The sequence below is a fragment of the Paenibacillus oryzisoli genome (genome assembly GCF_001653565.1).
In the GTDB taxonomy this organism is placed as follows: domain Bacteria; phylum Bacillota; class Bacilli; order Paenibacillales; family NBRC-103111; genus Paenibacillus_E; species Paenibacillus_E oryzisoli.
Map to the genome: position 1 here is coordinate 166,358 of NZ_LYPB01000069.1, position 26,458 is coordinate 192,815.

Here is a 26,458-nt window from a genome sequence, read left to right on the forward strand (position 1 = left end):
CATGCCATGCGTTCGATGAAAATAAAGAAATAGACTGGAATCGTTGATATAACAAAATAGAACAAGCACTAATGCTTAAAGTAGAATGTGTAACACGTTAATCAATAATTTATCTATTCGGAAAATATTTCCAACACCCTTCAGAAATAACTTCGACTTCTCCGTCGATTACTTTGATAGCGGTCTTATCATCAATCGCATATGCCGGCCCTTGCATCCCAGCGGCCCATCTCTCTGCAGCAGCCATGGTGTTTCCAGGCAACATCTCGTGGTCCAAATGAGGAAACATTACAAAATCAACTAGACTCAGCGTTTCATCACCACCAGTGGGTGGAGTCCAGCCGACAAAGAATTCCCCAATGTTAGGTGCCATCACCATACTCCCCGCGCTCATTCCCACATAAACTGCCTGCAGTGACGGCAAGAGGTCTGCCAGTCCGGACTGCCGCATCCAGTGGTACAGGTAGAGGGCATCGCCGCCCCCCACCAGCAGGACGTCCGTCTCCCTAACCAGCGGCACCCAGTGCTCTTTGTTAATGCTTGGCAGCGCGGTGAGCTCCAGCACGCCGATGGACTTCCAGCCTAGGTCGACCATAGGATTCTCGGAATTCCCGCTGATGAACTGCCAGGCTTTGACGCCGGGGCCGACCCAGGGGTGTCCGTACATCGCGGTGGGAATGCACAGAGCGTTGGAGTCAGAGATCGGCTTACCTTGTCGTTGTGTAGTTGCCGTTTATTCCTTAGCTTTTTCACAGTAGGGTATCGTAGCTTTCCCGATTGCTTAGGTGTTCGATAAAAGGGAGTTGATGCCCGCTCGTAGCAATCTACTCCATTGATTTTCAATAAGTATATCCTGTTATTAACTTCTTAACGATTTGTAAATTGTAAAAGAATCGGTACATTGTAACCTGCTGCCAACTCATAGATTTGTGGGAAATTCCCATCATTGGGATGATTCGCTTAAAAAGCCTGATTCCTCAGACTTTAGCATTTAAAATTATATAGGCACATTTGTGTCATAAACCATAAAGCTTTATGGTTTCTTTGTCATGCTATCCCCCATCTTTTTTACATCGACTTTCTCACGCACCAAGTACTCATACAACGTTGCCCGGCCACATTGACCGTTTTAATAGGCTCAAATAGTGTCCCCTTCAACTCTTCCGTAGTCTTCTGTAATCTTTCCTCATCCACAAGAAAACGGATGCTCCCGTCTGGAAGTTTATAACGTTCATCCCCGAGTGGCTTTATCTTCGTTTCAATTCCAATTGATGATGCAAGTCGTACAAACATCAGCCCGCCAGGCTTAAGTACACGCCATAATTCATGCACGATTTGCTGGAAATTAGCCTCATTCTCAGCAAAGTGAAGAACAGCGCTACTAATAATAAAATCAAAATGGTGATTATCAAAACTCATCTTCTCAACAGATTCCACCCGAGCGCGCTCGTTCGACCAGTCAGGTGCTAGCTTCATGGCAAGCCTCTGAACAGCGCCAATCGCTTCCTCAGATCGGTCCACTGCATACACCTCATACCCGTTACGCAGCAAATAGATAAGATTGCGACCAGAGCCGCATCCGGCATCAAGGATTCGCATTCCCGGCGTAATACGACCTTTTAATAACTGATCAAATAAATAGATATCAATATCGCCAAACTGCTCTATTAGATTCATATGCTTCACCTGTTTACCTTCAAAATATTAACCTAAGGGACGTTATTCTATCTAGAAATAATCCCAATATCCTCAGTAATTATACCATCAATTGTTTTCTTAGAGCATGGCATTTTTCTTAATTGTAAAGCCAAAAAACGATCACTCCCCGGCATCTAAACTGCCAGAGAGCGATCGTTTTGTACCTTCATTCAAACAAGCATTTCTTAATTCTTCTTTTCCATTGCCTTGAGCAACGTCGCTAGCATCTTAGCTGCTTCAGCTCTAGTTGCGCTCTTAGCAGGTGCAAATTGGTTGTTCGGCAATCCGTTAATAATCCCGGCTTGTTGCGCGAATTTCACCGCTTCAACAGCGTAAGGGGAAATACTCGCTTCGTCCCCGAACTGATTCGGTGTTACGTTGCTTTCCAACTTATATCCAACTAGATTCGTTAATCGGATAAGGATGACAGCCATTTGTTCCCTGGAGATTTTCGCATTTGGCGCAAAAGATACTGTGTCGATCCCATTGACTACTTTATTTTTCTCTGCCCATGCAACGTACGGCGCATACCAATCGGTAGACTTAACATCCTCGAATGTGCTGTTCGTATAGACGGATACATCCACACCTGCAGCACCTGCGATAAGTTTTACGAATTCGCCACGCGTAATTTCATTGTTCGGAGAGAACTGATTATCGCTTACTCCGCTGATAATGTCTTTGCCAGTCAGATAATAAATATCCGATTTTGCCCAGTGCTCATCAGCATCTTTGAAATCAAGGATTTTTTGCGACGTCAACATGTACTCGACTGCTGTTGACGTTGTGAATGGAATCGCAACTTCTCCATTGTCATCCGCGGTAACTTCAGACATGAGGACAGGAGATGCATCGGCCACATTCACGGCATAGAAGAACAGCTTTTTGCCCGCTTGTTCTTTGCTCGTCGGGATTTCAAGCGTCATCTTCCCTGGAAGAGCTCCGTTTTGATTGAGAGACAAGCCCATAACGACTTTCTTTATATTGACTTGAACAGGGGTCGAGACTTTCCCCGCAGGAGCTTGATTTGTGACGTTAACACCCAAGTCTATGTTAGTGTTAGGATTCGTGATGTCCGAGCCATTGACTTTCCATTTGTAGCCGTTGCCCACGAACGTCATCGTCGCGTTCTTGTCTTTCGCGAGCTCCGCAAAGACATCCGATTTCACGATGCTGTCCTTGGTAAGATCGACGTCCGTTTTAGTCGGAGGTGCGATCACGATTGGACCCGAATTACCCGGGTTGCCATTGTCTGAATCTGGAGGCGTGGTCGGCTTAGCAACGATTTTCGCGATGGCTGTCGCCTTCAAACCTTTAAACGTAACCGTAATTTCTTCGTCGCCTTCGGCATCTGCGATGATCACTCCAACACCTTGCATATGTGCCTTTCCGTTCTTAAAGCTGAAGGAAATATCCTTGTCCTTCGTGTCAAGGGCGTAAACCACGCCGTAAGCGTTAGTCGCTTTAATCGTCGGGATGAACGTTGCGCCGACTTCAGTTTCCGCAGGAACGGACAAATCGAGTTTGACCGGTTCGACGTCTGCCGGCTTAACTGTATCGACCGAAATAGAATGGCTCTTTCCTCCAGATGTAGCCGTAATGATTGTTGTACCGGAAGACTTTGAAGTTACAACTCCCTTTGCATCCACGGAAGCTACGTCTTCGTCGCTGGATTTCCAGTCAATCCCAACTAAATTACGGTTATTGATTTGAGCCATGTAATTAGCAGGATACTCTCTGAAGTCCCCGAACAAATCCAATTGGACTTGGGATCCGATTACAGTGTTCATTTTGCCCGAGATAATCGCGCTGTTATGAATGTATACCTTCGTTAAGAGAGGGTCGAAGGTGTACGCCATTTTGCCGCCCGAAACCGTCATCTTACCTGTGCCAAGTAAATCTCCATCGCTATGCGGGAGGTACGTCTTGTCGGCGCCGTTACCCGTAATGATGTATTTGACACCGCCGACTTCCCAATTTTGAAGAGAATGCAAATGTCCGAAAATGCTGTAGATATCCGTGTCCGGATGCTTAAGCTTATAATCGCTTAGAATAGACTCATATTTCGCAGCGTCCTTCGGATCCATTTCATGCTTGGTGCCGAATGCGTCGCGTGTAATTACGTGGTCAAGAACGATAACGTTTTTCTTCGTATTCTTCTTCAATACTTCTTCCAACCAATGGAACTGAGTGGAATCCGACAAGGTAAGACTTTGGATGTAGGCCGAGTTCAACATGATGACTAGCGTATCCCCATAGTCGAAATGCATCGTCGGAGAACCGAATTTCTTATAGTAGATATCCAAGCTGTTCTGGAACGCTTCATGATTACCTGCTAATACGAAGATCGGTTTAGAACCTGGGTCCCCGAAATACTGGTTGACGAAGCCCGATGCTTGATCGTATTGCAGTTGGGAACCGTCATCCACGATATCGCCCATGTGCATGACTAACGAAGAATCATCCGCTGCAACCTTAGCGAACAATTTATCGGTAAACGCGTTGCCTTGCGTATCTGGAATAAGCGAGATTTTGAAATTATCTCCATCTTGAGGTTGCGGGATTGAGACCAGAGACAACTGATCCTTATAAGTCGGCATGGCGTTCCCGGCTTTATCTCGAGCATTAATCCTTAAGGCATACTCGCCATTCGCCAAGTCGCTTGTCGGTTCAGCATAGCCCCAACCCGTGTCGGCGTCGTAATAAGCAGGCAACTCGATATTATTCATCCGAACGGAAATGCTCGCTGGATCTACTTGCGATTTGCTATCCAATAGCTTGAACGTGACCCTCGGCGTCGGAATTTTGACCTTGACGTCATGCGTCGGCGTAACGTCTGTCATCGTCGGAGCTTCCTCGTCCGGAGTCAAATCCACATGATACATTTTGTCGATATAGGGAACTGATTCGTTCGGCGTTAACGCTTTGTCGTAGGCGTCCACGAATACTCTGTAATCCCCTTGAGTTAGATTTTCCAACTTGAAACTAAGACGTCCCGTGACTTTATCGTAAGTGTAATCCTTATACTCCACGTCATTGATTTTAACCGTTATTCTGTTCTCGTCTACCCCGGAGAAACTGTCGGTAATCGTAGTCGAGAAATCAAGGGTATTGCTGAATAAGCCATCTGACGAGGGACTTGTCTCGGTAAACTCCGGACCGCTAGTATCCGTAACCTCGTCCGTATAAATAAATTTCATATCATCGAAATAGACCGTTCCGGAATATGCCGGCTTCGCTTTTGTTGTCTCAACCATATACACATAGTTAAGGCGAATCGGCAGCGTCCAGCCATCAGGGATAGGTACCTCTATATACTTCCATCCAACCCAGTTTATATCATCCGTCTCCGTTGTCAGGTCGAGCGTCTTATTTGAGGAATTGCCATCTCTAAAAATTGCCCTCAACCAAGGAGCTTTGCCGTCCCCGTATACCCACATGCCGAATCTCTTCGGGTATACTTCGGTCTTGTACGTTGCGTCCATTTGCGCCACACTAGACCAATGCGGCATCCAATTCATTGTTCCGTTCAAGCTTCTATTCGTCCATTTGGATGTGTCATAGCTCATTTTGAAACTTTTGTCGCCCGAATGCTTGACCGTCGTGGATAGACTTAAGAAAGGGCTCGTTCCAGCGCTTCCTGCGTATTGATCTACATTGCCATATGCGTAGCCGCCTAGATGGTAACCTTCGATCGGGTACGTCTCGAAATTGTCGATGACCTGCTCTTTGATACCGACGGTAACTCGTGTTGTTAACGTCTTACCCGCAACCGTTACCGTAAGCGTTGCCGTACCGTTGCTATCATTGGAAGTGACCAAACCGCTCTCGTTCACCGTACCGATACTGCCGGAAAGACTCCACGTTGCCACGGAAGGGTCGATGTAAACCTGTCCCCCTGTTGCATCAGTTGCGACAAATCCGAACTGCTTTGTCGCATTATTATTCATAACTACGTTGGTGCTAGTCAAGGCAAGGGTAGCCACGGCATCCACGACCGACACTCTCGCGCTTCCCTTCACGTTGTCGACTGTCGCGGAGACTTCTCCTGCACCGATTCCGGTATTCGCGACATAACGGCCGTTCGGGTCGATGGTTCCAATGGTCGATGCCCATGTTGCGGGGCCGTTGCCGGTGGAGATCGGATTGCCGAATTCATCCGCCAAACGATAGGAGAACTCATATTTCGAACCGTTGTAGAGCGTCACGTTCTTATCGACGACCACGTTGCCGACTGTCGTTCCTTTCGTTGCCGTGCTGACGAATAACAAGGAGCTGGAAACGAGTCGCGAGCCATTGACATCGCCAGGATGGCTTATGGTTACTGGGCGATCGCTGCCTGCTTGGCGTACGATCATCTCCGTTGAACCGCCGCCGTCCAGATTAAGCGCATTGACGGCTCCCGCTTCTAATAAATATTTCCCAAGATCGGGAAGACCTGTTCCAATGCTCCCCGTATAATTAGTGCTTGGTTTGTCTACGGTTACCACGACAAGGCTTCCATCTGCCTTCATGCCTAATGCCGTACGCGCGTTAGCGACCGGATCGCCGGTCGTCACCGCTTCACCGTTACGTACAAGCCAAGCATTAGAGGTGATCGAGGTCACGATATTGTTGTTCAAAGTATCTTGGTTCATGGCGTCATTGCCTGTGTATAAATCGTAATGAAAGCTAACCTCGGCATTAGTCTGCAACGCCTGGACAATAGATTTCGACGTGCCTACGCCTTCCAGAACAACGTAGTCGTCGGGAATATCGAAGCCTTCCGTCGTCGTTACGTTAACGACGGTACCCGTGTAAGTTTGTCCCGGATGAACGCCGTCGAACTTGTTGCCCACGCGAATCAACGCGAACACGGACTTGCCTTTGTCAGCAGTGTAATTATGCGTCATTTTACGCGTTTTCGTAATTTTGCTCGTATGGATAACTAAAGCGTTATTGACGGCCTGATTTCGGTTAAGCAGATTTACATCGTAGACGGTCCCTGTAACCGTTAATTTTCCTTCAGCATGAATTTCGTTAATTGCGGGCTTATTTGTGTTATCTACATAAAAACTGGTGCGATCGTTATCGCCTGGCGCCTGGCTTACAATCAACTCGCCGTCCTTCATCATTAACCCTAGCGGATTTCCGGATGCGGGATCGATATCGTAAAAATCGCCGTCGACTCCGGCGATGACTTGATTGCCTTTCAGAATTTCCCGGTTTGCCTGACCGCCGATTGTTTCCACGGCACTGATGGTATCGTACGCTTTGGCAGTGATAATCCTCGTGTTCGGATCGGCCGGATTAATATCCAGACGGTTAACAACTACTCGATTGTTTGGTTTATAGTAGTTATTGTATTCCTCAGAGGTAAAATGGACACCGGAGGAAATTTTCTCGCTTTTCAGTACGTTAACGTCGCCCGGCGGAGCTGCATTGGCAGTCAAAGCGCCAATACTTGATATATTCAGTACCGTCGTGATGGCCAACAACATCGCTGGCAATTTTTTGTTTCTTATAAACCTTCTCATTATGTCTCTCCTTTTGTTCTGAATTCTACAATCGTCCTTAACTCAACCATTATTTTATCTATGAAGTATTAACTGAAATCGAGATTTGATGTCGTTTTGTATTAAAATTTAATTTCATTTAATATTTAATTGTCGAAATTATTATTCATTATGTAAAAATTGCTTATATGCTGAACCTAAAAATAGCTAAAAAAAGGAGCAGTTGCCGGCTAGGCAAATCTGCTCCCTGATTGATATTTCAATAACTGTCTCCTTGCTTTTGTCTATACCCTATATCGGAATCATTCTCTACTTACAATTTGAATTTTTCAACCCATGTTTGCAGTTCACCAGCCATATGCGTCAGGGCCTCTGATGATGCTGTGATTTCTTCCATTGAAGCTAATTGTTCCTCCGCTGCTGAGGAGATATTTTGGGTTTCTGCAGACGTTGACTCTGCTATGTCATCGATTTCTTGAATGGATTGAACAACCATTGAGGTACCGGCTGAAATCTGCTGAGCCGCCGCTGCAACCTCACGAACCTGAGTTCCTACCTCATTGACAAACGTTTCAATTTCATGGAATAAATCTCCTGCAGTTTGAACAACCTCAATCCCTACCCTTACTTCCTTGGTGGCAGTCAACATCGAGTACTGGGCTTGATCAATCTCATTACGAATAGTGTTGATCAACATTGCAATCTGCTCAGCCGATTTTGATGATTGCTCCGCAAGCTTCTTCACTTCATTAGCAACGACGCCGAAACCTCGTCCATGTTCGCCTGCTCTTGCAGCCTCGATAGAAGCATTAAGAGACAATAGATTAGTTTGCTGGGCAATGTCGGTAATCGCACCTGTAATCTGATCAATCTCCTGAGAGGTTCTTGCGAGTCCGCAGACTACAACAGCTAGTCCATCAACAGAACTGCTAATTGAACTCATTTGTCCGACAGCCTTCTTAATTGCTTGTCCACCCTCGAAGGACTTCTCTGCTGCATTAGTCGCCTTTTCAGCAACCGACTCGGTACTTCTTGCGATCTGCTCGACACTTGCAGATACTTCATTAATAATTTTTGAGCTTTCTTCTACCCTCTGTACCTGCTGGGTCGCTCCATTTGCTGTCTTCTCAATGGCACCTGCAATATGCTCGGTTGCCTGAGAAGTCTGTTCTGCACTCGCCGTTAACTGTTCGGAGGAAGCTGCCAGTTGACTGGACGACTGACTAACTTCAAATAGTACGGCTCTTAAAGAATCGATCATGTAGTTAAAACTTTTGCCTAACTGTCCAAACTCATCTTTGGATTTAACGTTGAAACGCTGGCTCAGATCACCCTGTGCAACACTTACCGAGGTATCGCTCAATAATTTAAGCGGTCTTGTAATCGAAGGAATCATGAAGAATATCAACACACTACCTGCAAGGAGGGCGATTACAATTACTAGTATCGTCTTATTCAGGATTGGCGCCGCTTCCTTGGTAACCTCGCTTTGAAACCAGGTACCTGATAACTTCCAGCCCGTTAAAGCATTGGTTACGAATACCGCCTTTTTTAGCTTTTTCTCAGGCAACATTGTATATTCTAAGGAACCTGAATCCGAAGCAAATTGTTTCTTTACATAATCTTCTGTCGCTACTTCCCCAATTTTTGCCGTTGGATGAACTAAATATTTCTGACTTCTATCATAAATGACTACATAACCTTGTTGACCGATCTTCACATCTTTTGTAATTTGACTTAACTTGGTCAGGTTCAAGTTCATTCCGACTACTCCATGCCCATCCTGTGTTGCTTTTGCTATTGAGACAGCAACGTTTTGTGTTGTTAGAGAGATAAGCGGGTCTGAGACAACCGCCTCCCCCTTGTTTGCTGTTGCTCTAATGTACCAGTCTCTCTCTCTTGCATCATAATCTGAAGCGAAGTCAATGATTGGAGAAGCAATCGCTCTCCCCGTCTCGGCATTCCCGACATAAACATTCTCTATTTCCGGGTGAGCCGCTTTAAATCTGTCTAATACACCCTTTAACTTTTGGTTTCCTTGATTTGTTCCAAGCTCGCCTGCGTTAAGCTCTTGAGCAAGTATATCAACATCTTTCATTCTAGCTTCGATCATTTGATTAATGGTTTGGTTCAGTAAAATAATACTTGCCGAAGCTGACTGTTCCATCTGGTGATCGATTTTTGTTTTGGCTGTTTTAAAGGACGTCCAACCAACAAATAGACTTGGGAGGAGTAAAATGATAGAGAAATACAAAACTAATTTACTTTTGACAGAATGTACATTATTTGAGGTGAACCATGACTTTAGCTTCACAGGCAAACTCCTTTTCGTATCAAGCTTTATTGGTACAGCAGATATTCCAACTAGAATTTTTCGTCAGGTTGTACATTATTCCCCCTACATAATGTCGTCTCTATATTTGAAAATAATACAGGCTCAATTTCGTCTACCGCTTTGGGGTGGCTGATTAAATACCCTTGACCTTCATCGCAATGCTCTTCAATTAAATATTGAAGTTCTTTGTCATTTTCAATACCTTCAGCCAGCACTTTCATATTCAGACTATGCGCAAGTGAAATAATCGCTGAAGTAATCTGCTTGCCATTTAAATTTTGACTGATATCACCAATGAAGGAACGATCAATCTTTAACTTGTCAAACGGGTATTGACGTAAGTAACTTAAAGAGGTGTACCCCGTACCAAAATCATCAATAGCAATGGACAGGCCTATTTCCTTCAATCGGTCTAGGGTATTTTTGATCTTTGTTACATCATCTGAGAAACTGCTTTCCGTGATCTCCAGTTCTAACAAACAGGGACTCACATTCGTTCGGCTGAGAATATCGAAGACAGTTTGCGCAAATTCCGGATGTTGAAGCTGTCTATAAGATACGTTCACCGCCACTTTAAATGCCGGGAAAGCTTCCATACTCCACTTTTTAATTTGCCTGCAAGCCATCTCAAGAACCCAGTGTCCTATGGGAATAATTTGACCGTTGTTCTCTGCAATGGGAATAAAATCACATGGCGGAATCATGCCGAGCTGAGGATTTCTCCATCGCAACAATGCTTCCACAATTATTACTTTTTTTGTTCTCAAATTAATAATAGGTTGATAGTATAATTCCAGTTCTTGCCCGAAAATTGCATACCTCAAGTGGCGTTCCAGCATGGAGTTGTAGGAAACTCTTTTATCCATATCTTCAGAGTAAATGGTGAGGCCGTCGTCTTTGCTAATGACGACATCACAGCTGTCGGGAAGTCCTGCAGTAGTGGACTGGAACAGCGATTTGTAATACTTCAAGAGGCCAAGACGTTCTTCACGATTGGCATATAAACTGGAGATATAATTTTTAAAGTGATTGATATCGGTCGCACCTCCTGTGCAGGATCTATCATTTCATTTTATTTACTTGAAATCAGCTGATGATGCGGAAAAACAAAAAAATGCCACCACAAACCCTAATGTCTGAACACAGACAAAGGATTCATGATGGCATAGTAATTAAGCAATAGTTTACTTAAGAACCAATCCAACCATATCTTACTTACTAATTAACACCGACCAGGCTCACCTAATCAACATCAATGTATGTTATACTATATCTACATTTGGAAATTTTATCAACTAGTATTTTAGAATCACTTGATAACATAACATATTATAATCAAATTTCAATTTTTTGTCATTTATTATACGTTATAGATGCACACGAAGGGGTATCGGCATGACAAAGGAAACGGGTTTTAACGAACTAATTCGCAAAGTTAGACAGGAGCTTTTTGGAAAAGGCCCCGAACGGATCCATACCACTTTTGCTGATAACATGGCCATTACCATGCTTTATGGAAACTTGACCAAAACCGAACAATTTCTCGTGCTCGAAGACCATGGCAAGCTAGTTGTCGATGATGCTCGAACCAAGATGATTCAGAAGATTTATCCCGATCAGTTTCAGGAACAGATTGAACTATATATGGACAATAAACTTCTCCACCTGTTCTCTGATATTAATATCGAGAAAGATGTAGCGGTATCTGTTTTTATTTTTCAAGATAAAATTAGTGCATAGTCTTCTCCCTCTTCGTCGAGTTCAAACAAGAAAGGACCATGATTACATGAAAAGAGAAGTGGGATTTAATGAAATATTACGTAAAATTCGCAAAGATTTATTCGGCAAAGGTCCCGAACGCATTCATACTAAATTCGTTGACAATATGGCGGTCAGCATACTTTATGGTAATATGACACACTCGGAAAAATTTATGTCTCAGCATGAGAACGGCAGACAAATGATTGATGAAGCGCGTACTAAATGGATTAGAACGATTTGTCTCGGTGATGATTATAAACCTATACTAGAAAGATACATGACCAATAAACTTGTCCATACCTTTCTAGACTTTAAGATTGAAGAAGACATGGCCGTATCCGTATTGGTTTTTGAGAACAAGATTGATCTGGACTAATAATTCTGCACATTAACGGAATAGAGCGCCAACTGATTCATCGACAGCCTAGTTAGTAAAATCTACTGGAACTATTCTATACTATTGGGTAATCAACGACAATGACATTATCCAAAATACCATCCAGCGATTTAACAAATTCCTGATGAGCGGGATGTGGACCATATGAACGCAGCGACTCAAGGTCTTTGAATGTTACCCGCAATCCGAGAGTATAGCCCTTAATATTTTCCGTTTCTTCAGTTACGTTGATGCCTGCACTTATATCACATATCCCGGGGATACGATCCCGAAACGTTAACAATTGATCCAGCAATTCCTGTTGCTTGATTGGCGTGACATTAGCATTGAACTTAAATACAACGAGATGTTCGTACATCGCTAAATTGCTCCTTTTATAAGCTTAATTTTGTGGTGCTATAGTTCTTAGGTTAGCTCAACGAGGAACGAGTGCTCATGGTAAATACCGTCCATACCTACCAGCTTACCTTTCTTTTTATGAAAATCCATTCACGCTTACCATATTGTAGCACATTATTGCGTTAAACTGCCCTGTAATGTACTTTCTATAACCACGCTTGCAAAAAATCAAGCACGCTTTTGCGCATTTCCTTCGTCTCTAGATGTGCAACGTCGAATCTCAATAACTTCCATGATTCAGAATATCCAAGTTTTTGATATACACTTGTTAACTCTTGATCGATCTTGTCTAATCCTTTAACCGGAGTTAAGGGATCCAGATTACCAGCCAAACTCAAATGCGGGCGCGGCGCTATCAATGCATTAATCTGGGCTGTTGTGAAATGATTCAGTAGATCAGGCACATAGTAATATAACCCGTGCCGATCTAGGCCACCCTCCTCCAGCAGAGTCTCAAAATCGGTTAGACAGCAGATGTCAACGGTTACTTGAATCCGTGGATCCAACGCTGCAAGCCACCACGACATTGTACTCCCCATCGACATGCCCAAAGTACCAATTCGATCTGCATCCACATCAGGGCGAGAAACAAGATAGTCGATGGCACGAAGGCTGTCATGAACCATCATGCCCCACATCGTTCTGCCTTGCCAAAGCATCTCTTTGCATAGTGTCGCTTCACTGCGGGTACTCCGCTCTCCAAACGCCCAAGCATCTATACATAGCACAGAGAAGCCCATCTGAGTAAGATTATCCGCGTAGGATTCTTCGTACATATAGGGGGCAGGTGACAACAATTCCTCCTTACCCACCGCGTATCGCCCACCATGCGAGTGGTTGTACAAGATCACCGGTGAGCGGGATCCTGCTAACTTAGATCGCAGAAAATAAGCAGGAACAGGCTCACGGTCATTCAGCTCCAACACTAGCTTCTCCAACATATAGGAGCTATGCTCTTGTTCTTGCAATTTATGTGCCTGAATAGGCTCTGTTCGAGGAGGCAGTTTGCCAAGCAAGCCCAGCAATTCCTCTCTACGACCCTCTACGTTCATGATCCACCGCCTCCATCACTGCTAATGTCAATTAAATCCCCGTAAGTATCTGGTCTTCTTTCCTTTAGATACAAGCTGCGAGGTTCTCCGTTACCTGGACCTACTGACAACCAATATTTGTACAACCTTTTATTCAAATCGAGATCAGCAGCGAAAACACCACTCTCCTCATTCTCTACATGTCCAATAAGTTCGCCACTGGGAGCAATGATCCTGCTGGAGCTAACGCCTCCACCACAACCGGCGACTACGACATGCAGCCCATTATCACGAGCACGCGCTCTTGTTTGCAATAAGCCATTGCCAATTGTAGGAATGCAAATCACTTCTGCTCCTTGAAGGGCCAAGATTCGTGCCGATTCAGGGAATTCCTGGTCATGACAAGTTAAAATCCCTACGCGGCCAAAGTCGGTAGTTAGAACCACATGTTCATCTCCTGGCGTTACACCCATTTCCGCTTCGTACAGCGGGAGATGAATCTTGCGATATTTCCCTGCAATCTCCCCTTCACGGTCTATTAATACAGCCGTATTGTAAATATATGTCCCTTCTCGTTCATACATCGTGTAGAGGACGTAGCTGCGAAGTTCCCTTGCTTTCTCTGAAACGAACTTCGTAAGCGGTCCCGGAATCGCTTGGCATCTTTCCTCCAAAGGAAGCTGTACGAAGCCCTCATAGAAAGTCTCTGTCAGAACAACGAGATCTGGATGATGCTGACCAGCTTTATCTAGCAGATTGAGCATCAAATGGAGATTAGTCGCCCGATCTTCGGTAGGTCTAGCATACGTCGTCACTACACGTACAGCTTTTCGATAGGTTTCTTTGTGCTCCTGAACCGATACGTCCTTCCACACAACGTGCCCTTCTCCACTCCAACGAAAGGAGAGCTCCAACCGCAAATAAGCAGCACGAGAAGGAGATTCCAATTCACGGCGCATTTTCCTCATTGAGACTAGCGCTTCATGTTCATCTACGCGGTCCAAATAATCTCGCTGTATGAGGAGACCTTCTGCATCCATCCAAGTTGCAATCGCATAAATACTTACATGCTCATGCCCAATGTTCCTACAGGTATACGATGCTTGAATCACATAACTGTGATATTCTTTAATACGAATATTCCGGCTATGCCAGCTTCCATAACAACGATGCTTCCCTGCTCCGTGAATCTCCAGACCAAGCCCTTCGGCCGATTCAATGCGTGTATAGGAAGGTGATAGTTCTTCCCTTGGTGTCCAGATTTGCCAATCCCCATCTTCCATTCTCATGATTGAATTCATGGAAGCCCAACCTCCTGTGAAGTCATAATAGTAGGGGAAGCCCAATCAGCTCCCCCTTCAAAGTTGTTACTCTTTCTTGAATTTGATCGCATCGGCAATAACATAGTTACTGTTGGCACTGTCAGTAAGCTCAACGTACCCTGTATTCCCTGCCGCGAATTTGAAGGTTCCGAGTAAAATCCAAGAACCACCTGGAGATACCTGCTCATTAATCAGAAACGTCTGTGACCCACCATTGTAATAGACGGTGAAAGGTGCATTCGTAGCGCGATCGCCATTGCCGTTCGGCAAGTAATAGTACACTTTGTAGTTACCTGCCTCTGGAATCATCGGCTTCCATCGAATGGAGTCCGCTCCGCTCCCTGTTGCATTAAACACATAATCCGAAGCGTAATAATTAGGGAGTGAAGCTGACGAGTTCCAGGTTCCTGTTTTCTCTGCTTGCAGATTATCAACGATAATACTTCCATCAGCAGGAGTGGCTTTCACACTTTTGGAATGTAGACTTGCCAACGTGCTGTTCACAGCTGTTACTACATAATCGTAAGCAGTTCCATTGGATAAACCTGTATCCGAATACGTAGTAGATGTCAAATTGGAGGCAATTGGTGTATAAGCACCCCCAGCGACTGTACGCCGCTTAACCGTATAGCTGGTTGCCCCAGATACACTTCCCCAGCTTAGATTCACTTGTGAATCTCCTGCAACCGCAGTGAAAGCAGATGGCGCAGGCAAGAATTGTGTAGAGGAGTAAGCCAATAAATTATCGAATACAGCGGTGACAGAGTCCCCGTTTTGTCTTGCTTCACCTGTCAGCATGATGCTGAAATCATTACTCCAGGTAACCGGAACACTTGCATATTCCACATCGTCAACAAAGAAATGGACATTGCTTCCGTCATGAACAAGCTTCATTTCATGGTCACCATGATCCGAATTCGTATACACGGTAACATCACTGCCGTCATTTAAGTTATAAGCCCATACTCCTGTATCGCTATTTTGGCTCCAATGAATATTCTCTGTATAGGTACGCCACAGCTTAATGCCACTGCGATAGCCCGTACCAATGCCGTTCGCAGAAACGCGATCTACTTTCACGGTTAGCGGAGAACTTGCCGTCGCCTTGAAAAATGGCATGGATTGTACCCCTTTGCCACCCCAGTAGTTAACACTTGTCGTACCGGAGAATGTCAACGATCCACTGGATTGGTTCGCGCCAATGCCAGTCACGGCTGTCGACCGAAATCCCTTGTCGATGACTCTCCATTTTGTTATATCAATTGCCGTGCCGCTAAAATTATCAATAAAATAATTGCTCGGTGTGACTTCACTTGAATTTCCGTTTTCTCCGTACGCCCCCACGGCAGAGACGACATAGTAATAGAGCGTAACATCCGATATGTCAGAGTCTACATAAGTAGTTGCCGTCACACTTGAAGCAATCACCGTGTAAGGTCCTCCTGGCGTCGTACTTCGTTTAACGTTATAACCCGATGCCCCTTGGGAAGGCCGCCAACTTAAATTCACATTCGGATAATCGCCAACTGCTTTGAGTCCAAGCACTTTGAACTGAATCACAGCTAATCCATATACACTTGGATCGCCGACCCTCGTTGCTTTAACAATGGTTTGGGGCATAGGCGGCATGGCGTTCGGCGCAGTAAATGTCCCGCTGGTCGAGATCGCTCCTTGGGAGCCACCGCCAAGCACAGTCCATGTCGTTCCGTACGTGCTGCCAATGACCGTATCATTGAACGTAGTTGTGCTTCCATAGACAGCAGAGATTTCCCCAGGCGTAATCTCAATCTGCTCAGGTTCCCCAACCGTCGTGTACACGGCTACACTATTCGCAGGTAGATTCGTATCACTAAAAAGGCTTCCAACACTCGTCCAAGAGGCATCACTAGGTATCGTTATAGCTCCTGGTGTAGGCACCAACGTACTGGTATACAAATGCCGGCTTACGGTCTTGTTCAGATTCGAGTCAAACTGAAAGGATACGCTTTTACTATTCGAAGAACTGCTGTTAACAACATACACCGTGTACTCGCCATCCGCTCTTCTCACTGACGTTACATGCAAGTCAGGATCATCCGACGTTGTCGGTAACACCTGCGCATGCGAACCTGTAAAAGTAGAAAACAAGCCAAGCGAATAGTACGAATACCGGGGCATCGTTGATTCCGGCAGCCATGGCCAAGCTCCAAACGAAGTATCGATAAAATTCAGCGGATCGGCCAGCTGTTGATCGGCAAGACGCCAATATAGCATACTGGATACGCCATTTCGCATGCCGGATACCATTAAATCTGCAAGATTAACGCCATACTGATAGGTATTACGATCTTCATTGGTCCCACGAGCAGCAAATTCGGTTAAGATGTGTGGTTTCCCCGTAGGTGTGATATAACTATTGCGAGTTGAAAGCCAAACCGGCAATGTGCTGTAATCCATGTTATAAGCATGACCATCATAAATATCGAGAACATCATTCATATACGTCGTTGCATACGCTGTCCATTCTGAACTCGAACCGGATTCATCAGGCCCGACTAATTGGATCGCCGAGCGCAGGCCATCTGCAATTAACCGATCGTGAATAGCTTGGTACATGTCCTTGTAATAGGCCTTTGGATCAATGCCTGCTGGTGTCTCGAAATCACCGCCACTTGGTTCATTGTAGGACATCACATACTTAATGTTATCATAGCCCTTTACCGTAATCAGTTGGTGCAGCGATGCCGAAACCCATTCGGCCCACTCATCCAGATCGTTCGGGGCGCTATTGACTGGACTCGGTAATCCGCTGAATGCGAGCCAACTCTGAACGGCAGCATCCATCTTCCAACCAGCGACGAGCATGACATCAATTTGTTCGGACTTTAGGAAATCAAGCACTTTGTAAACAGACTGCATTTTAGCGCTATTCGTCTGCATATTCGACCAATTCGTGACGTCAGGGTCGTTGTTATCGTTCGAAGGCTCCATCCAATCGGTCTGATACCACACGCGAAAAAGGCTCGGATGCAACTTGGCTACCCGCTGTTTCTCCACTTCCCACCAGTCATCATTGAAACCATTGGCTACAGCTTCGCTCATGAACTGCGTAGGATCAAACTCGCCACCGAATCCGAGGAAATCATTGTTAACAATTGAAGATGTATCTATGGTTACTGTTGAGCCAGATGCATACGCAGAAGATGCCCCGAACATAGCCGTAATCGCGAAAGCCACCAACATCAAGGTCATTCTCACCCTTTTTACAAGCCATCCATTACATCTCATTATTCATTTCCTCCTTTATAATAAGGGAATGTTGTTTGATTGGAGGACAGAATGTTTCTGCCCTCCTGCAGATTCAATTAGTTGCCTTGATTTTTTTTGTACGCTTCGTTAGCCTCCTGTTCGATCTTACTTCCACCTGACAGTTTCCATTGCTCAACAAACTTATCAAAATCAGAGACCGGTGCTGCATTCATGATAATTTTAGTGAAAACTTCCATCTCCATTTTCGTTAACGTTGAAAGCTTATCGACCATCGTTGGTGTCGGCGAAGAGATAAATTCGTCAAAAACAAATGTTTTCTGCTTATCGTACTGATCAATGACTTTAAAGGCTCCCTCTGGACCAAACGTCCGATCTGAATACCACATCTTGTAATCGCCATTTCTAAACTTGGAAATACGGTCAAAGTGAACAGAGGCAGGGAAATCAAGTTTGCTGCCATCCCCTGTCTTGAGCGCGTCGACAACTTTATACCAAGCTTCTAGATTAAGATTAGGTGATTCTAGTTGCACCGGAGCAAATTTGGCAGGGAAAATCCCGTCTTTCGCAATAAAAGGATTGACTGAACCGGAATAATCGGTTTCTATATATTTTTTCAAATAAGTGTTAAGCAGTTTGACAACAACTTCCGGGTTCTTCACACCTTTCCTGACAACAAAAAACGTTTCTGCCGTTGGATTCGCTTGTACCTTCACCGGGGCGGAGTCTACAGAGACGATTGGATACGTCTGCCAAAGCGGGTAAGCGGCATCCTTGACTTTCAGATAATTAATGTCATACGTTTTGCCGGGTGGATCCCAAAGATGCCCATATATTAAGCCGATTTTCTCCGCATTCACGTCTTCCAGAATCTTGTTCGTATCCTTGACCGAAAACTCTTTGTCTAGAACGCCATTTTTATACAAATCCTGAAGCTTCTGCAACGCGACTTTCATTTCTGGCTGCACCGAACCGAATACGATTTTACCCGATGCGTCTTTTACCCAATAGTCTGGATAAGCATGATATCCGTTAAAAAAGCCCCTGACCGATCCAAAATTCTGCAGCATCTCTTTGTTAATTGCCAGACCGTACGTATCGTTTTTTCCGTTCTCATCCGGATCCATCTTGCTGAATGCTTCTGCAATTTTCATCACATCATCCATTGTCTTAGGTGGTGAGAGATTCACTTTTTTCAGCCAATCGGTTCTAAGCCAGATCATTTCAGTCGAAGCAACGCCTCCGTTTGAGGCTGTGTGTGGGATTGCCATCAATTTACCATTCACGGTCGAGGCTTTGATCGCAGCCCCACCATCTACTGTAAGCGTTTTCTTAGCAAAAGGACTCCCATACTTCTCGTAGACAGCGGTCAAGTCTTCAAGCGCTCCTTCGTCTACGAGTCGCTGCATGGTCACCTTGTCGACTTCAAAGAAGTCAGGCAAAGTGCCCGAAGCAATCGTTACGTTTAATTTTTGGTTGTATTGCGATTTGTCCACAACCCACATATTTTTCACTTTTATGCCAAGTTCATCTTCAAAGATACCGTTCCAAATATTCTTATCCAACGACTCTCCGTCTTTAAATTTAAACCCGGCATCGGTATATCTTACCGTCGATACTTCGATAGCCGGAGTGTACTTACCATTGGTAGGCGTTGAGGACTGCGAATTAGCTTCTTTCGCTGGTTCGGATGGGCTTGGACTCCCTTTTTCATTCGTATCGCCGCTGCATGCAGATAGCGTCATAAGAGCAGAAATCAGAATCATATTCAGCCCGTACACATACTTGCTTTTCATGGACAATCCCCCTGAGAATAATTTAATTGTAGATAAGCCCCTCCGACTTTTAACCTTTTACACTGCCTACAACAATTCCTTTTATAAAGAAACGTTGAAGAAATGGGTACAAGAGCAAAATGGGAAGTGCACCTAAAAAGATTTGTGCTGCTTTGGCTGTCCGGCTTGAAACTTCCTCGTATAACTTGATATTAACAAGATCCAGGTTCCCCATAATGGCATCTACATTATTGACGATGGTGTACAGATAACTCTGAAGCGGATAATTTGCCGGTGAATTCATGAATATGAGCCCATCAAACCAAGCATTCCAATGACCTACAGTAGCAAACAGCGTTAATGTTGCTATGGATGGCATAGATAACGGAACATATACTTTCCATAAGATCTTCATATATCCTGCCCCGTCGATGAAAGCCGCTTCCTCTAACTCTTTAGGTATTCCTCGAAAAAAGTTCAGAAGCAGCACGACATTAAAAACCGGAAGAGCATGAGGAAGAATCAGCGACCAAATGGAGTCCAGCAAGCCCAGCGTCTTAACCGTCATATACAAAGGAATAAGACCGCCCGAGAAAAGCATCGTAAACACCAAGATCCAGACATACACAGTCCGACCTTTAAACTCAGACGTTTCCTTCGACAGTGGGTATGCTGCCAATATCGTAAGCAACATATTGACTGCCACCCCTAGCAGAACCCGCTTCAGTGTAACAAGCAGAGACAATAAAAATTCCGACTTTCTGAGAATAAATTCGTAGGATATGAACGTTAAATCTTTCGGCCAAAGCTTAACCAATCCAGCAGAGACGGCAAGATTCGAGCTAAGCGAGATAGCGAGCACATGAATCAGCGGAAGGATACATAAGACCGCCAGCAGGATCAGAAACGTATAATTGAGGGCAACGAACAACCATCTCGACCAAGAGTAACGATCTACCAAGTTCAACTTCCTTCTCTCTAAAAGATTCTATAGTTCGCAATCCGGTAAGCAAGATAGTAGGACACGGAAATGAGTACAAGCGAAACTACTGACTTCATCATGCCAACTGCCGTTGCCACACCATATTGCGCGTCAATCAAGCCTATCCGGTATACAAAAGTATCAACAATGTCACCACTTTGATAGACAACTGGACTGTAGAGATTAAACACTTGCTCAAAGCCGGCATTCAATATGCTACCGATACTTAACGTAGCCATCAACACGATGATCGGCGCAATACCAGGCAGCGTGATATGAAGCGCACATTTCCAGCGATTGGCTCCATCTATAACGGCTGACTCGTAGAGCGACGGATTGATGCCTGCAATGGCGGCCAGATACACAATCGTACTGAAACCAAATTCCTTCCATTCGTTGGACAACACCAGTGTAAAAGGAAACCACTTATTATCGCCAAGAAAAAATATCGGATCGATACCAATTGCTTGAAGCAACTGGTTCACAACCCCTGCCGATGGGGACAAGATATCGACTAGGATGCCTCCCAAGATGACCCAGGACAGAAAATGCGGTAAATAAACAAGTGTTTGAATGCTTCTCTTGATGAACGTAATACGCATTTCATTTAAGAGCAGTGAAATGGCTATAGGTACCAGAAGCCCCGCTATAATTTTCATAACAGCAATAAGAATGGTATTTAGAATCACTTGAAAAAAGTCGGGCAGATGCATCACATAACGAAAATTATCAAATCCTACCCAATGCGAGCCCAATATTCCCTTCGAGGGCACATACTTTTCAAAAGCCATCACCAAACCGAACAAAGGAATATAACTGAAGATTAGGACTGTAATTATGCCTGGCAAAACCATTAGATGTAAGGACACCTTGGAATTCCATCGATTATTCATTACTTTTCTCTCACCCCCTTCGTAATGCCCTGCTTATCTTTCATATTAAAAGGTATTGGATTGTAAAAATACGAGACATTTCCTACTTCCTTATCTTCTCTCTTGATCTTCATGAAAACTCTATCCCTCCACGTAAAAATACCGCCAAATCAACATCAGCGAGGGGGCTCGCATGTCCGGCGGCAGTTCATTTACGCAGCATTTAATTCATTTCGCGATATTCATTTGGCGTTGAGCCAGTCAGTTTCTTAAATACTCGGGTAAAATAAGGTGCTGATTCAAAGCCAACTTCGAAGGCAATCTCGTGGATTTTCATCGTTGTGTTTTTGAGCAGCTTCTTTGCACGCACCATTCGTTGTTCGGTAACATATTCCGTCAGGTTATTGCCAGTAAGCAGCTTATACAACCGAGACAAATATGGCGGACTGAGATAGACGACTTCGGCCAATCGGGTAAGTGTCAAATCCTCCTTCATAAAGTCATGCACATATTGATGTAAAATACGGATCATTTCATGGGTTCTTTCTAGCTGCAGTCTACCGTTGTAGTCAGCCGCCATCTCCCCTAGCTGTCGAAAATAGGCTAATGCAGCCTCCCAGGAACTGTGGTTATCGAATTGTACATATTTATCCAACTTCATTGGAGCACCAAGCTCGTCAATGAGATTGCGGCGACTGGTATAGGAGAGAAAGAAGGAGGATAGATTAGCGAACATTTCCATGGTTAAATAAGTCAGCTTTATCTCGGACACTTCCATGTTGTTCAGCATCGTAAACTCATGAAAATGTTGAACGAACTGCGCTTTATCCCCGCTATCCAAATGAGCTTCCAACAGGTCTAGTTTCCGCATATGATTGCGCACTGCCATCTCTGCGAAAAAGGTTTTACTGGAACGCTCTAGCCCAGCTGTGTCTGAACTAGGCTCCACTACCAGCTTCTCGACGCTTCGAATCAGTCCACTGCTAAGATTAAGCTTAAGCGAATCGAATTGACCTGCCGTCTTCTCCCATGAACTTGGATTTGAACTTAGCATGAGAGAGATCGGCAATTTTAACAGCTGACTGCACGTCGCTTGTATGGATTCAGATGTTCCTTTAACGAATTGCCGTACACGCTCCCAAGCCACCTCAGCTTCTTCCCCTTGGGAGAGTGGAAATTGCTTGGGTTGAATGTACCAGACGAATCGAAACCGATCGTACAACAGAAATACAAACCGAAACTTGTCAGCCAGAAACTCCTCAGCAATGTTTTGAATGGAGTATGTTAGCAACGTTCTATCTGACGTTGACAGATTCTTTCCCCAGTCGTCGACCCTCCCTACCACTAGGTAAACGTCTTGCTTGGGATCCAAATGAATGCCTAATTCCGTGAATCGTTTCACTCTTGCAGCCTCAGAACCCATCTCGCCGCCTAACATTTCCATGAAGTAATCGCGCCGCATGGCTGGTATGGCTTGCTGCATAAGCTCTTGGGACTTCTTCAGAATGTCCCCCTCATGCAGCTCGGTTTTGATCTCCTCTGCCGCCTTTTCAATCGCTTGAAAGATGAGTTCATCATCTTCAGCCTTCAGAATATAGTCCATCCCCCCCTTCCGAATCGCTTTCTGAATGTACTCGAAATCATTGTATCCGGAGAGGAAGATGATCTTGCACCTCGGCCATAAATCCAGCACATGGTCTGCCAACTCAAGACCGTTCATCCCAGGCATGCGAATATCCGTGAGCAAGATATCTAGTCGGCGTTCTCGAATCCGATCCAATGCTTCATTGCCGGAATAGGCTTTATTAATCGTTAATTCATACTTGCCCCACTCTTCAAGCGCATTAGATAATAAATTAACTGCTACAGATTCGTCGTCCACAATCATTAAGTTTAGCATGGATTTCCCGCCTCCTTCTCAATGCGGATCGTCAAGATGACGCATAACCCTCCGCCTGACCTCGATCTTACTTGAATACCCGATTCATCACCGAATTTTAATTGCAACCGCCGGTGCACATTCATGATCCCGCTGACATCGATATTGCCAGGGGGATTAGTGAACCGATGATTCCATAGCTTGATGTCTTCCTCCGACATGCCAATACCGTTATCTTCGATTAGGATTTTCAAAAATTTTTCTCCAGCTTCTACCGTAATGGTTAACTCTCCGTTTGCCAAAGTATGCTCGAGTCCATAGTTGTAAGCGTTCTCGACCAACGGTTGCAGAATTAATCGCGGCACGAGCAGATTGTGTTTATCTTCGGGCAGCTCGGCAATGGATACTTTTAAGCGATTGGAAAATCTAACATTCTGAATCTCCATATACATGCGCACGTGATGCCATTCTTCGGAGAGCGGTACATCCTCCCCTGCTACCTTCGTAATATAGCGAAAATAATCACCTAAATACTTGGTAAGCCTCAAGCTGTTCTCATAGTCTTCATCTTTCGTGATGCGATACAACAAGTACAGGCTGTTATAGAGGAAATGGGGCTTAATCTGTGACTGCAGCTGATTTAATTCTGCCTGCTGCTTCTGCAGCTGTTTTTCATATACCTCGTATATCAGGGTTCTTAATCTGTCTGTCATCCGATTAAATTGCCTATAGAGATAGTTGAATTCATCCCGACTCTTGTGATGCAGAACAAGGTTCAAATTGCCTGACTCCATATTGCGGAACGCACGTACCATTTTAGAAAGCGGCTTATGAATCACCTGATAGATCCAATAAGAAACAAGCACAATCAGTACAATGGTTGCGATGGACATAAGCAGAATGAACTTTTTATATTTCTCCAGCGGTCCTAGTATATCTGACTCCGGCACGAACACAAGCAGTGTTGTGTTCGAATCTGAGGCGTACTCGAAGGCCGTAATGTAGTTTTGATTGTTCACCCGGATATTTTCGATCCATCTTCCGTTTACTAATTGCTTAGCCACCTGACTTTGAACACGCTCAATTATTGGCGTCATAGCTTCATTGTTCTCATCGCTCGAAATCCGCCATGCATCACTGACGAGAGCCGATCCGCTCTTCTTAAAGCTAGATATTTGCAGGAGGAAATTTCGTAGTTCATTTACAGAAATCTCCGTCTCCAGAACAAATACAGGATCACGTTCAGTCGTTACTGCTTTGGTGGGGTAAAATTCCCGAATAAACAGCTTGTCATCCTTATAATATATAGGCGTACCGTTCGTAAATAGCTCTCGTTCTCTTTTTAATTGTTCAATTTGACCTGAGGGAAGCGCTGTTGTGAGATCATCTGTGCTTATGATTCGTTGAAGTGACGGGATATAAGCTTTCGCTACTGTTGCGTAGATGCCGGAGCTCTTGATAAGATTCAGCTTAAGTTGGAGTTGTCGCATCATCAGTGAACGGTCATAGTCAGGTAGACCTTCTCCAATTACACTGAGGTTTAGCAAATCATCATCAACCACATATTGACGTTGAAGTTGAATCATCCGATCGATTTCTTTGTTAAGGGAATTATGGTAGAAGCTGATTTGTGCTTGAAGCGAGGATGAAATTTCATTGCTGACAAGGTGCGACCCAGACTCGTTACTATGAATGGCCATCGCATACACAGGTAATATCATAATGAAGAATAAGGCCAACAGCTTTGTGAAAATGGAAAACCACCAATTCTGCCAGTTTAAGTGCATCATGTTGGCATACCCCCCATCGTATTCAATAACCTCTACTAATTATTACCAGCATAGTTGACAGAACTATTCGACATTTACCTACACTTTCCTCTTGTATCCAAATAAACGGTTACACAAAAATCCGCTCGAGTTTCGAATAGCTCGAGCAGACAGTTTCGTTCTCTATATGTCGTTTATGCATGAACGACTAAGGAGCTAATTTCCACAATGGTATTCTCAGCTCTTGAGCGTTCTGCCGCAAAGCCGATTTGGTGGCCATACATCGATTTCTCCAAAGATGTTGAAGACAGAGAAGGTTTATTTCCCCGTAAGCTGCGAACAAAATCTGCAACCAGCCGCAAATCGCCCCCACCATGCATGTCAGATGTGACATTCGTCTCGATCCGTTCTTCCTTATACAAATGACCAGGCCTTGTATCAGGTTGCCTAACCAAGAAGTAACCTTCCTCCATCGTACCGAAAATTTCACCTTTCGTCCCCGTGATATGAATCGTTCTACACGACTTGGAGGTGGCTCCTGTTAGATTGTGCGATGCTGTACTTCCGTCTTCGAATTCGATGATGACGGTTTGATGATCAACAACATCATTATCACAGCGCCATACGCAGCGCCCGTATGGATTGGAAGTTCGCAGCGATTGGATTTTTTCTTCGAGGGTTGGATTACTGCTTACATATCTAGTGTCCCACGCATAAACGCCCCATAAATCTCGTTCGATATACATGTTATTCGCGGAATAGATACATGTGGCTTCAATTGGACAATCAACAAGACACCTAGTACCAGCGCCTTCCGGGGCTTTGTCCGCTCGAAACTGGAATAATCCTCCGAAGCTAGTAACTTTCCTCGGTCGTACGCTGCCTTTCATCCAAGTAATCATATCTAAGTCATGGCAGCATTTGGCTAATAGCATGGAGGAGTGACAATTCGCTAAACTATTCCATTTCCCCCGCACGAAAGAAGTCGCCATATGGTGGTAACTTACATTTTCCTCTGTCTGTATGGCTATGATATCCCCGATTACTCCGCTTTCGATTTGCTTACGGATTTCCAAATAAAATGGAGCATGCCGCATTACATGACAAATCATCACGGTCCGTTGATAGAAGTTCGCGGCTTCGTACAGTTCAAGTACTTCCTCTTCACTTACGCCGATCGGCTTCTCCAACAGAACATCGTATCCCGCTTTTAAAAGTGGCAGCGTTGTTTCAAGATGCTGTTGATCCATCGTCCCATTAATAGCTGCATCCGCTAATTGGGGATGAACAACAAGTTCCTCAACGGATGCAAAGCAGTTGTCTGGAGAAATATCGAAGCGTTCCGCCGTTAATTGCCTGCGTTCTTGATTAGGCTCAACAACGCCAACGATTTGCAATTCATCTGAATGCTGCAAGGCATACGAAGCATAAATCAAACTTCGGTTGCCAGCACCAATAATGACAGCCGTAATAGGCCGATCTTTCGACATACGTGAT

General features: G+C 44.6%; 16 protein-coding genes and 1 pseudogene. 2 read left to right on the plus strand and 15 right to left on the minus strand.

From position 1 onward, the window contains the following. Positions 1 to 109: 109 nt before the first annotated feature. The 5 genes and pseudogenes from A8708_RS15435 to A8708_RS15455 form a co-directional block, all read right to left on the minus strand. Positions 110 to 712, minus strand: a pseudogene (locus A8708_RS15435) (Type 1 glutamine amidotransferase-like domain-containing protein); the annotation flags it as partial. Between the two features lie 356 nt (positions 713 to 1,068). After that, the gene (locus tag A8708_RS15440) at positions 1,069 to 1,677 is read right to left on the minus strand and encodes a class I SAM-dependent methyltransferase (RefSeq protein WP_068665233.1); all 609 of its coding nucleotides are present in this window, start codon (positions 1,675 to 1,677) and stop codon (positions 1,069 to 1,071) included. Positions 1,678 to 1,883: 206 nt separating this feature from the next. Beyond that, on the minus strand, positions 1,884 to 7,214 hold the full coding sequence (locus tag A8708_RS15445; RefSeq protein WP_068664901.1) for an S-layer homology domain-containing protein: 5,331 nt from the start codon (positions 7,212 to 7,214) through the stop codon (positions 1,884 to 1,886). A 292-nt stretch (positions 7,215 to 7,506) separates the two neighbouring features. Continuing rightward, complete coding sequence (locus A8708_RS15450; RefSeq protein WP_068664903.1) at positions 7,507 to 9,507, minus strand: methyl-accepting chemotaxis protein; 2,001 nt, start codon at positions 9,505 to 9,507, stop codon at positions 7,507 to 7,509. Positions 9,508 to 9,557: 50 nt separating this feature from the next. Continuing rightward, positions 9,558 to 10,367 carry a putative bifunctional diguanylate cyclase/phosphodiesterase gene (locus tag A8708_RS15455; RefSeq protein ID WP_239696704.1) on the minus strand — a complete coding sequence of 270 codons (810 nt, stop codon included), beginning with the start codon at positions 10,365 to 10,367 and terminating at the stop codon, positions 9,558 to 9,560. 556 nt (positions 10,368 to 10,923) lie between these two features. Here A8708_RS15455 and A8708_RS15460 point away from each other — a divergent pair. Both A8708_RS15460 and A8708_RS15465 read left to right on the plus strand, forming a co-directional pair. Next, positions 10,924 to 11,268 carry a Na-translocating system protein MpsC family protein gene (locus A8708_RS15460; RefSeq protein ID WP_068664907.1) on the plus strand — a complete coding sequence of 115 codons (345 nt, stop codon included), beginning with the start codon at positions 10,924 to 10,926 and terminating at the stop codon, positions 11,266 to 11,268. A gap of 46 nt (positions 11,269 to 11,314) precedes the next feature. Next, positions 11,315 to 11,665, plus strand: a complete 351-nt coding sequence (locus tag A8708_RS15465) for a Na-translocating system protein MpsC family protein (protein WP_068664908.1) — start codon at positions 11,315 to 11,317, stop codon at positions 11,663 to 11,665. A gap of 76 nt (positions 11,666 to 11,741) precedes the next feature. Here the strand turns inward: A8708_RS15465 and A8708_RS15470 are convergent, their stop codons facing one another. The 10 genes from A8708_RS15470 to A8708_RS15515 form a co-directional block, all read right to left on the minus strand. Next, a complete protein-coding gene (locus A8708_RS15470) occupies positions 11,742 to 12,044 on the minus strand; it encodes a Dabb family protein (protein WP_068664910.1) in 303 nt (100 codons plus the stop codon). 187 nt (positions 12,045 to 12,231) lie between these two features. Then, positions 12,232 to 13,137, minus strand: a complete 906-nt coding sequence (locus tag A8708_RS15475; RefSeq protein WP_068664912.1) for a dienelactone hydrolase family protein — start codon at positions 13,135 to 13,137, stop codon at positions 12,232 to 12,234. Continuing rightward, complete coding sequence (locus A8708_RS15480; protein ID WP_068664914.1) at positions 13,134 to 14,417, minus strand: carbon-nitrogen hydrolase family protein; 1,284 nt, start codon at positions 14,415 to 14,417, stop codon at positions 13,134 to 13,136. Before A8708_RS15480 ends, A8708_RS15475 begins: the two co-directional genes overlap by 4 nt. A gap of 66 nt (positions 14,418 to 14,483) precedes the next feature. Continuing rightward, entirely contained in the window at positions 14,484 to 17,705 is a 3,222-nt protein-coding gene (locus tag A8708_RS15485) for a golvesin C-terminal-like domain-containing protein (protein WP_068664915.1), read from the minus strand. A gap of 77 nt (positions 17,706 to 17,782) precedes the next feature. Then, positions 17,783 to 19,480, minus strand: a complete 1,698-nt coding sequence (locus A8708_RS15490) for an extracellular solute-binding protein (protein ID WP_068664917.1) — start codon at positions 19,478 to 19,480, stop codon at positions 17,783 to 17,785. Positions 19,481 to 19,529: 49 nt separating this feature from the next. Continuing rightward, on the minus strand, positions 19,530 to 20,420 hold the full coding sequence (locus A8708_RS15495) for a carbohydrate ABC transporter permease (RefSeq protein WP_068664919.1): 891 nt from the start codon (positions 20,418 to 20,420) through the stop codon (positions 19,530 to 19,532). A gap of 17 nt (positions 20,421 to 20,437) precedes the next feature. Beyond that, on the minus strand, positions 20,438 to 21,334 hold the full coding sequence (locus A8708_RS15500) for an ABC transporter permease (RefSeq protein WP_068664921.1): 897 nt from the start codon (positions 21,332 to 21,334) through the stop codon (positions 20,438 to 20,440). A gap of 202 nt (positions 21,335 to 21,536) precedes the next feature. Next, positions 21,537 to 23,213, minus strand: a complete 1,677-nt coding sequence (locus tag A8708_RS15505; RefSeq protein WP_068664923.1) for a response regulator — start codon at positions 23,211 to 23,213, stop codon at positions 21,537 to 21,539. Further along, on the minus strand, positions 23,207 to 24,982 hold the full coding sequence (locus A8708_RS15510) for a sensor histidine kinase (protein ID WP_068664925.1): 1,776 nt from the start codon (positions 24,980 to 24,982) through the stop codon (positions 23,207 to 23,209). Before A8708_RS15510 ends, A8708_RS15505 begins: the two co-directional genes overlap by 7 nt. Positions 24,983 to 25,155: 173 nt before the next feature. Beyond that, positions 25,156 to 26,451 (minus strand): Gfo/Idh/MocA family protein, encoded by a 1,296-nt coding sequence (locus tag A8708_RS15515; RefSeq protein WP_068665236.1) that lies wholly within the window; start codon positions 26,449 to 26,451, stop codon positions 25,156 to 25,158. Positions 26,452 to 26,458: the final 7 nt, after the last annotated feature.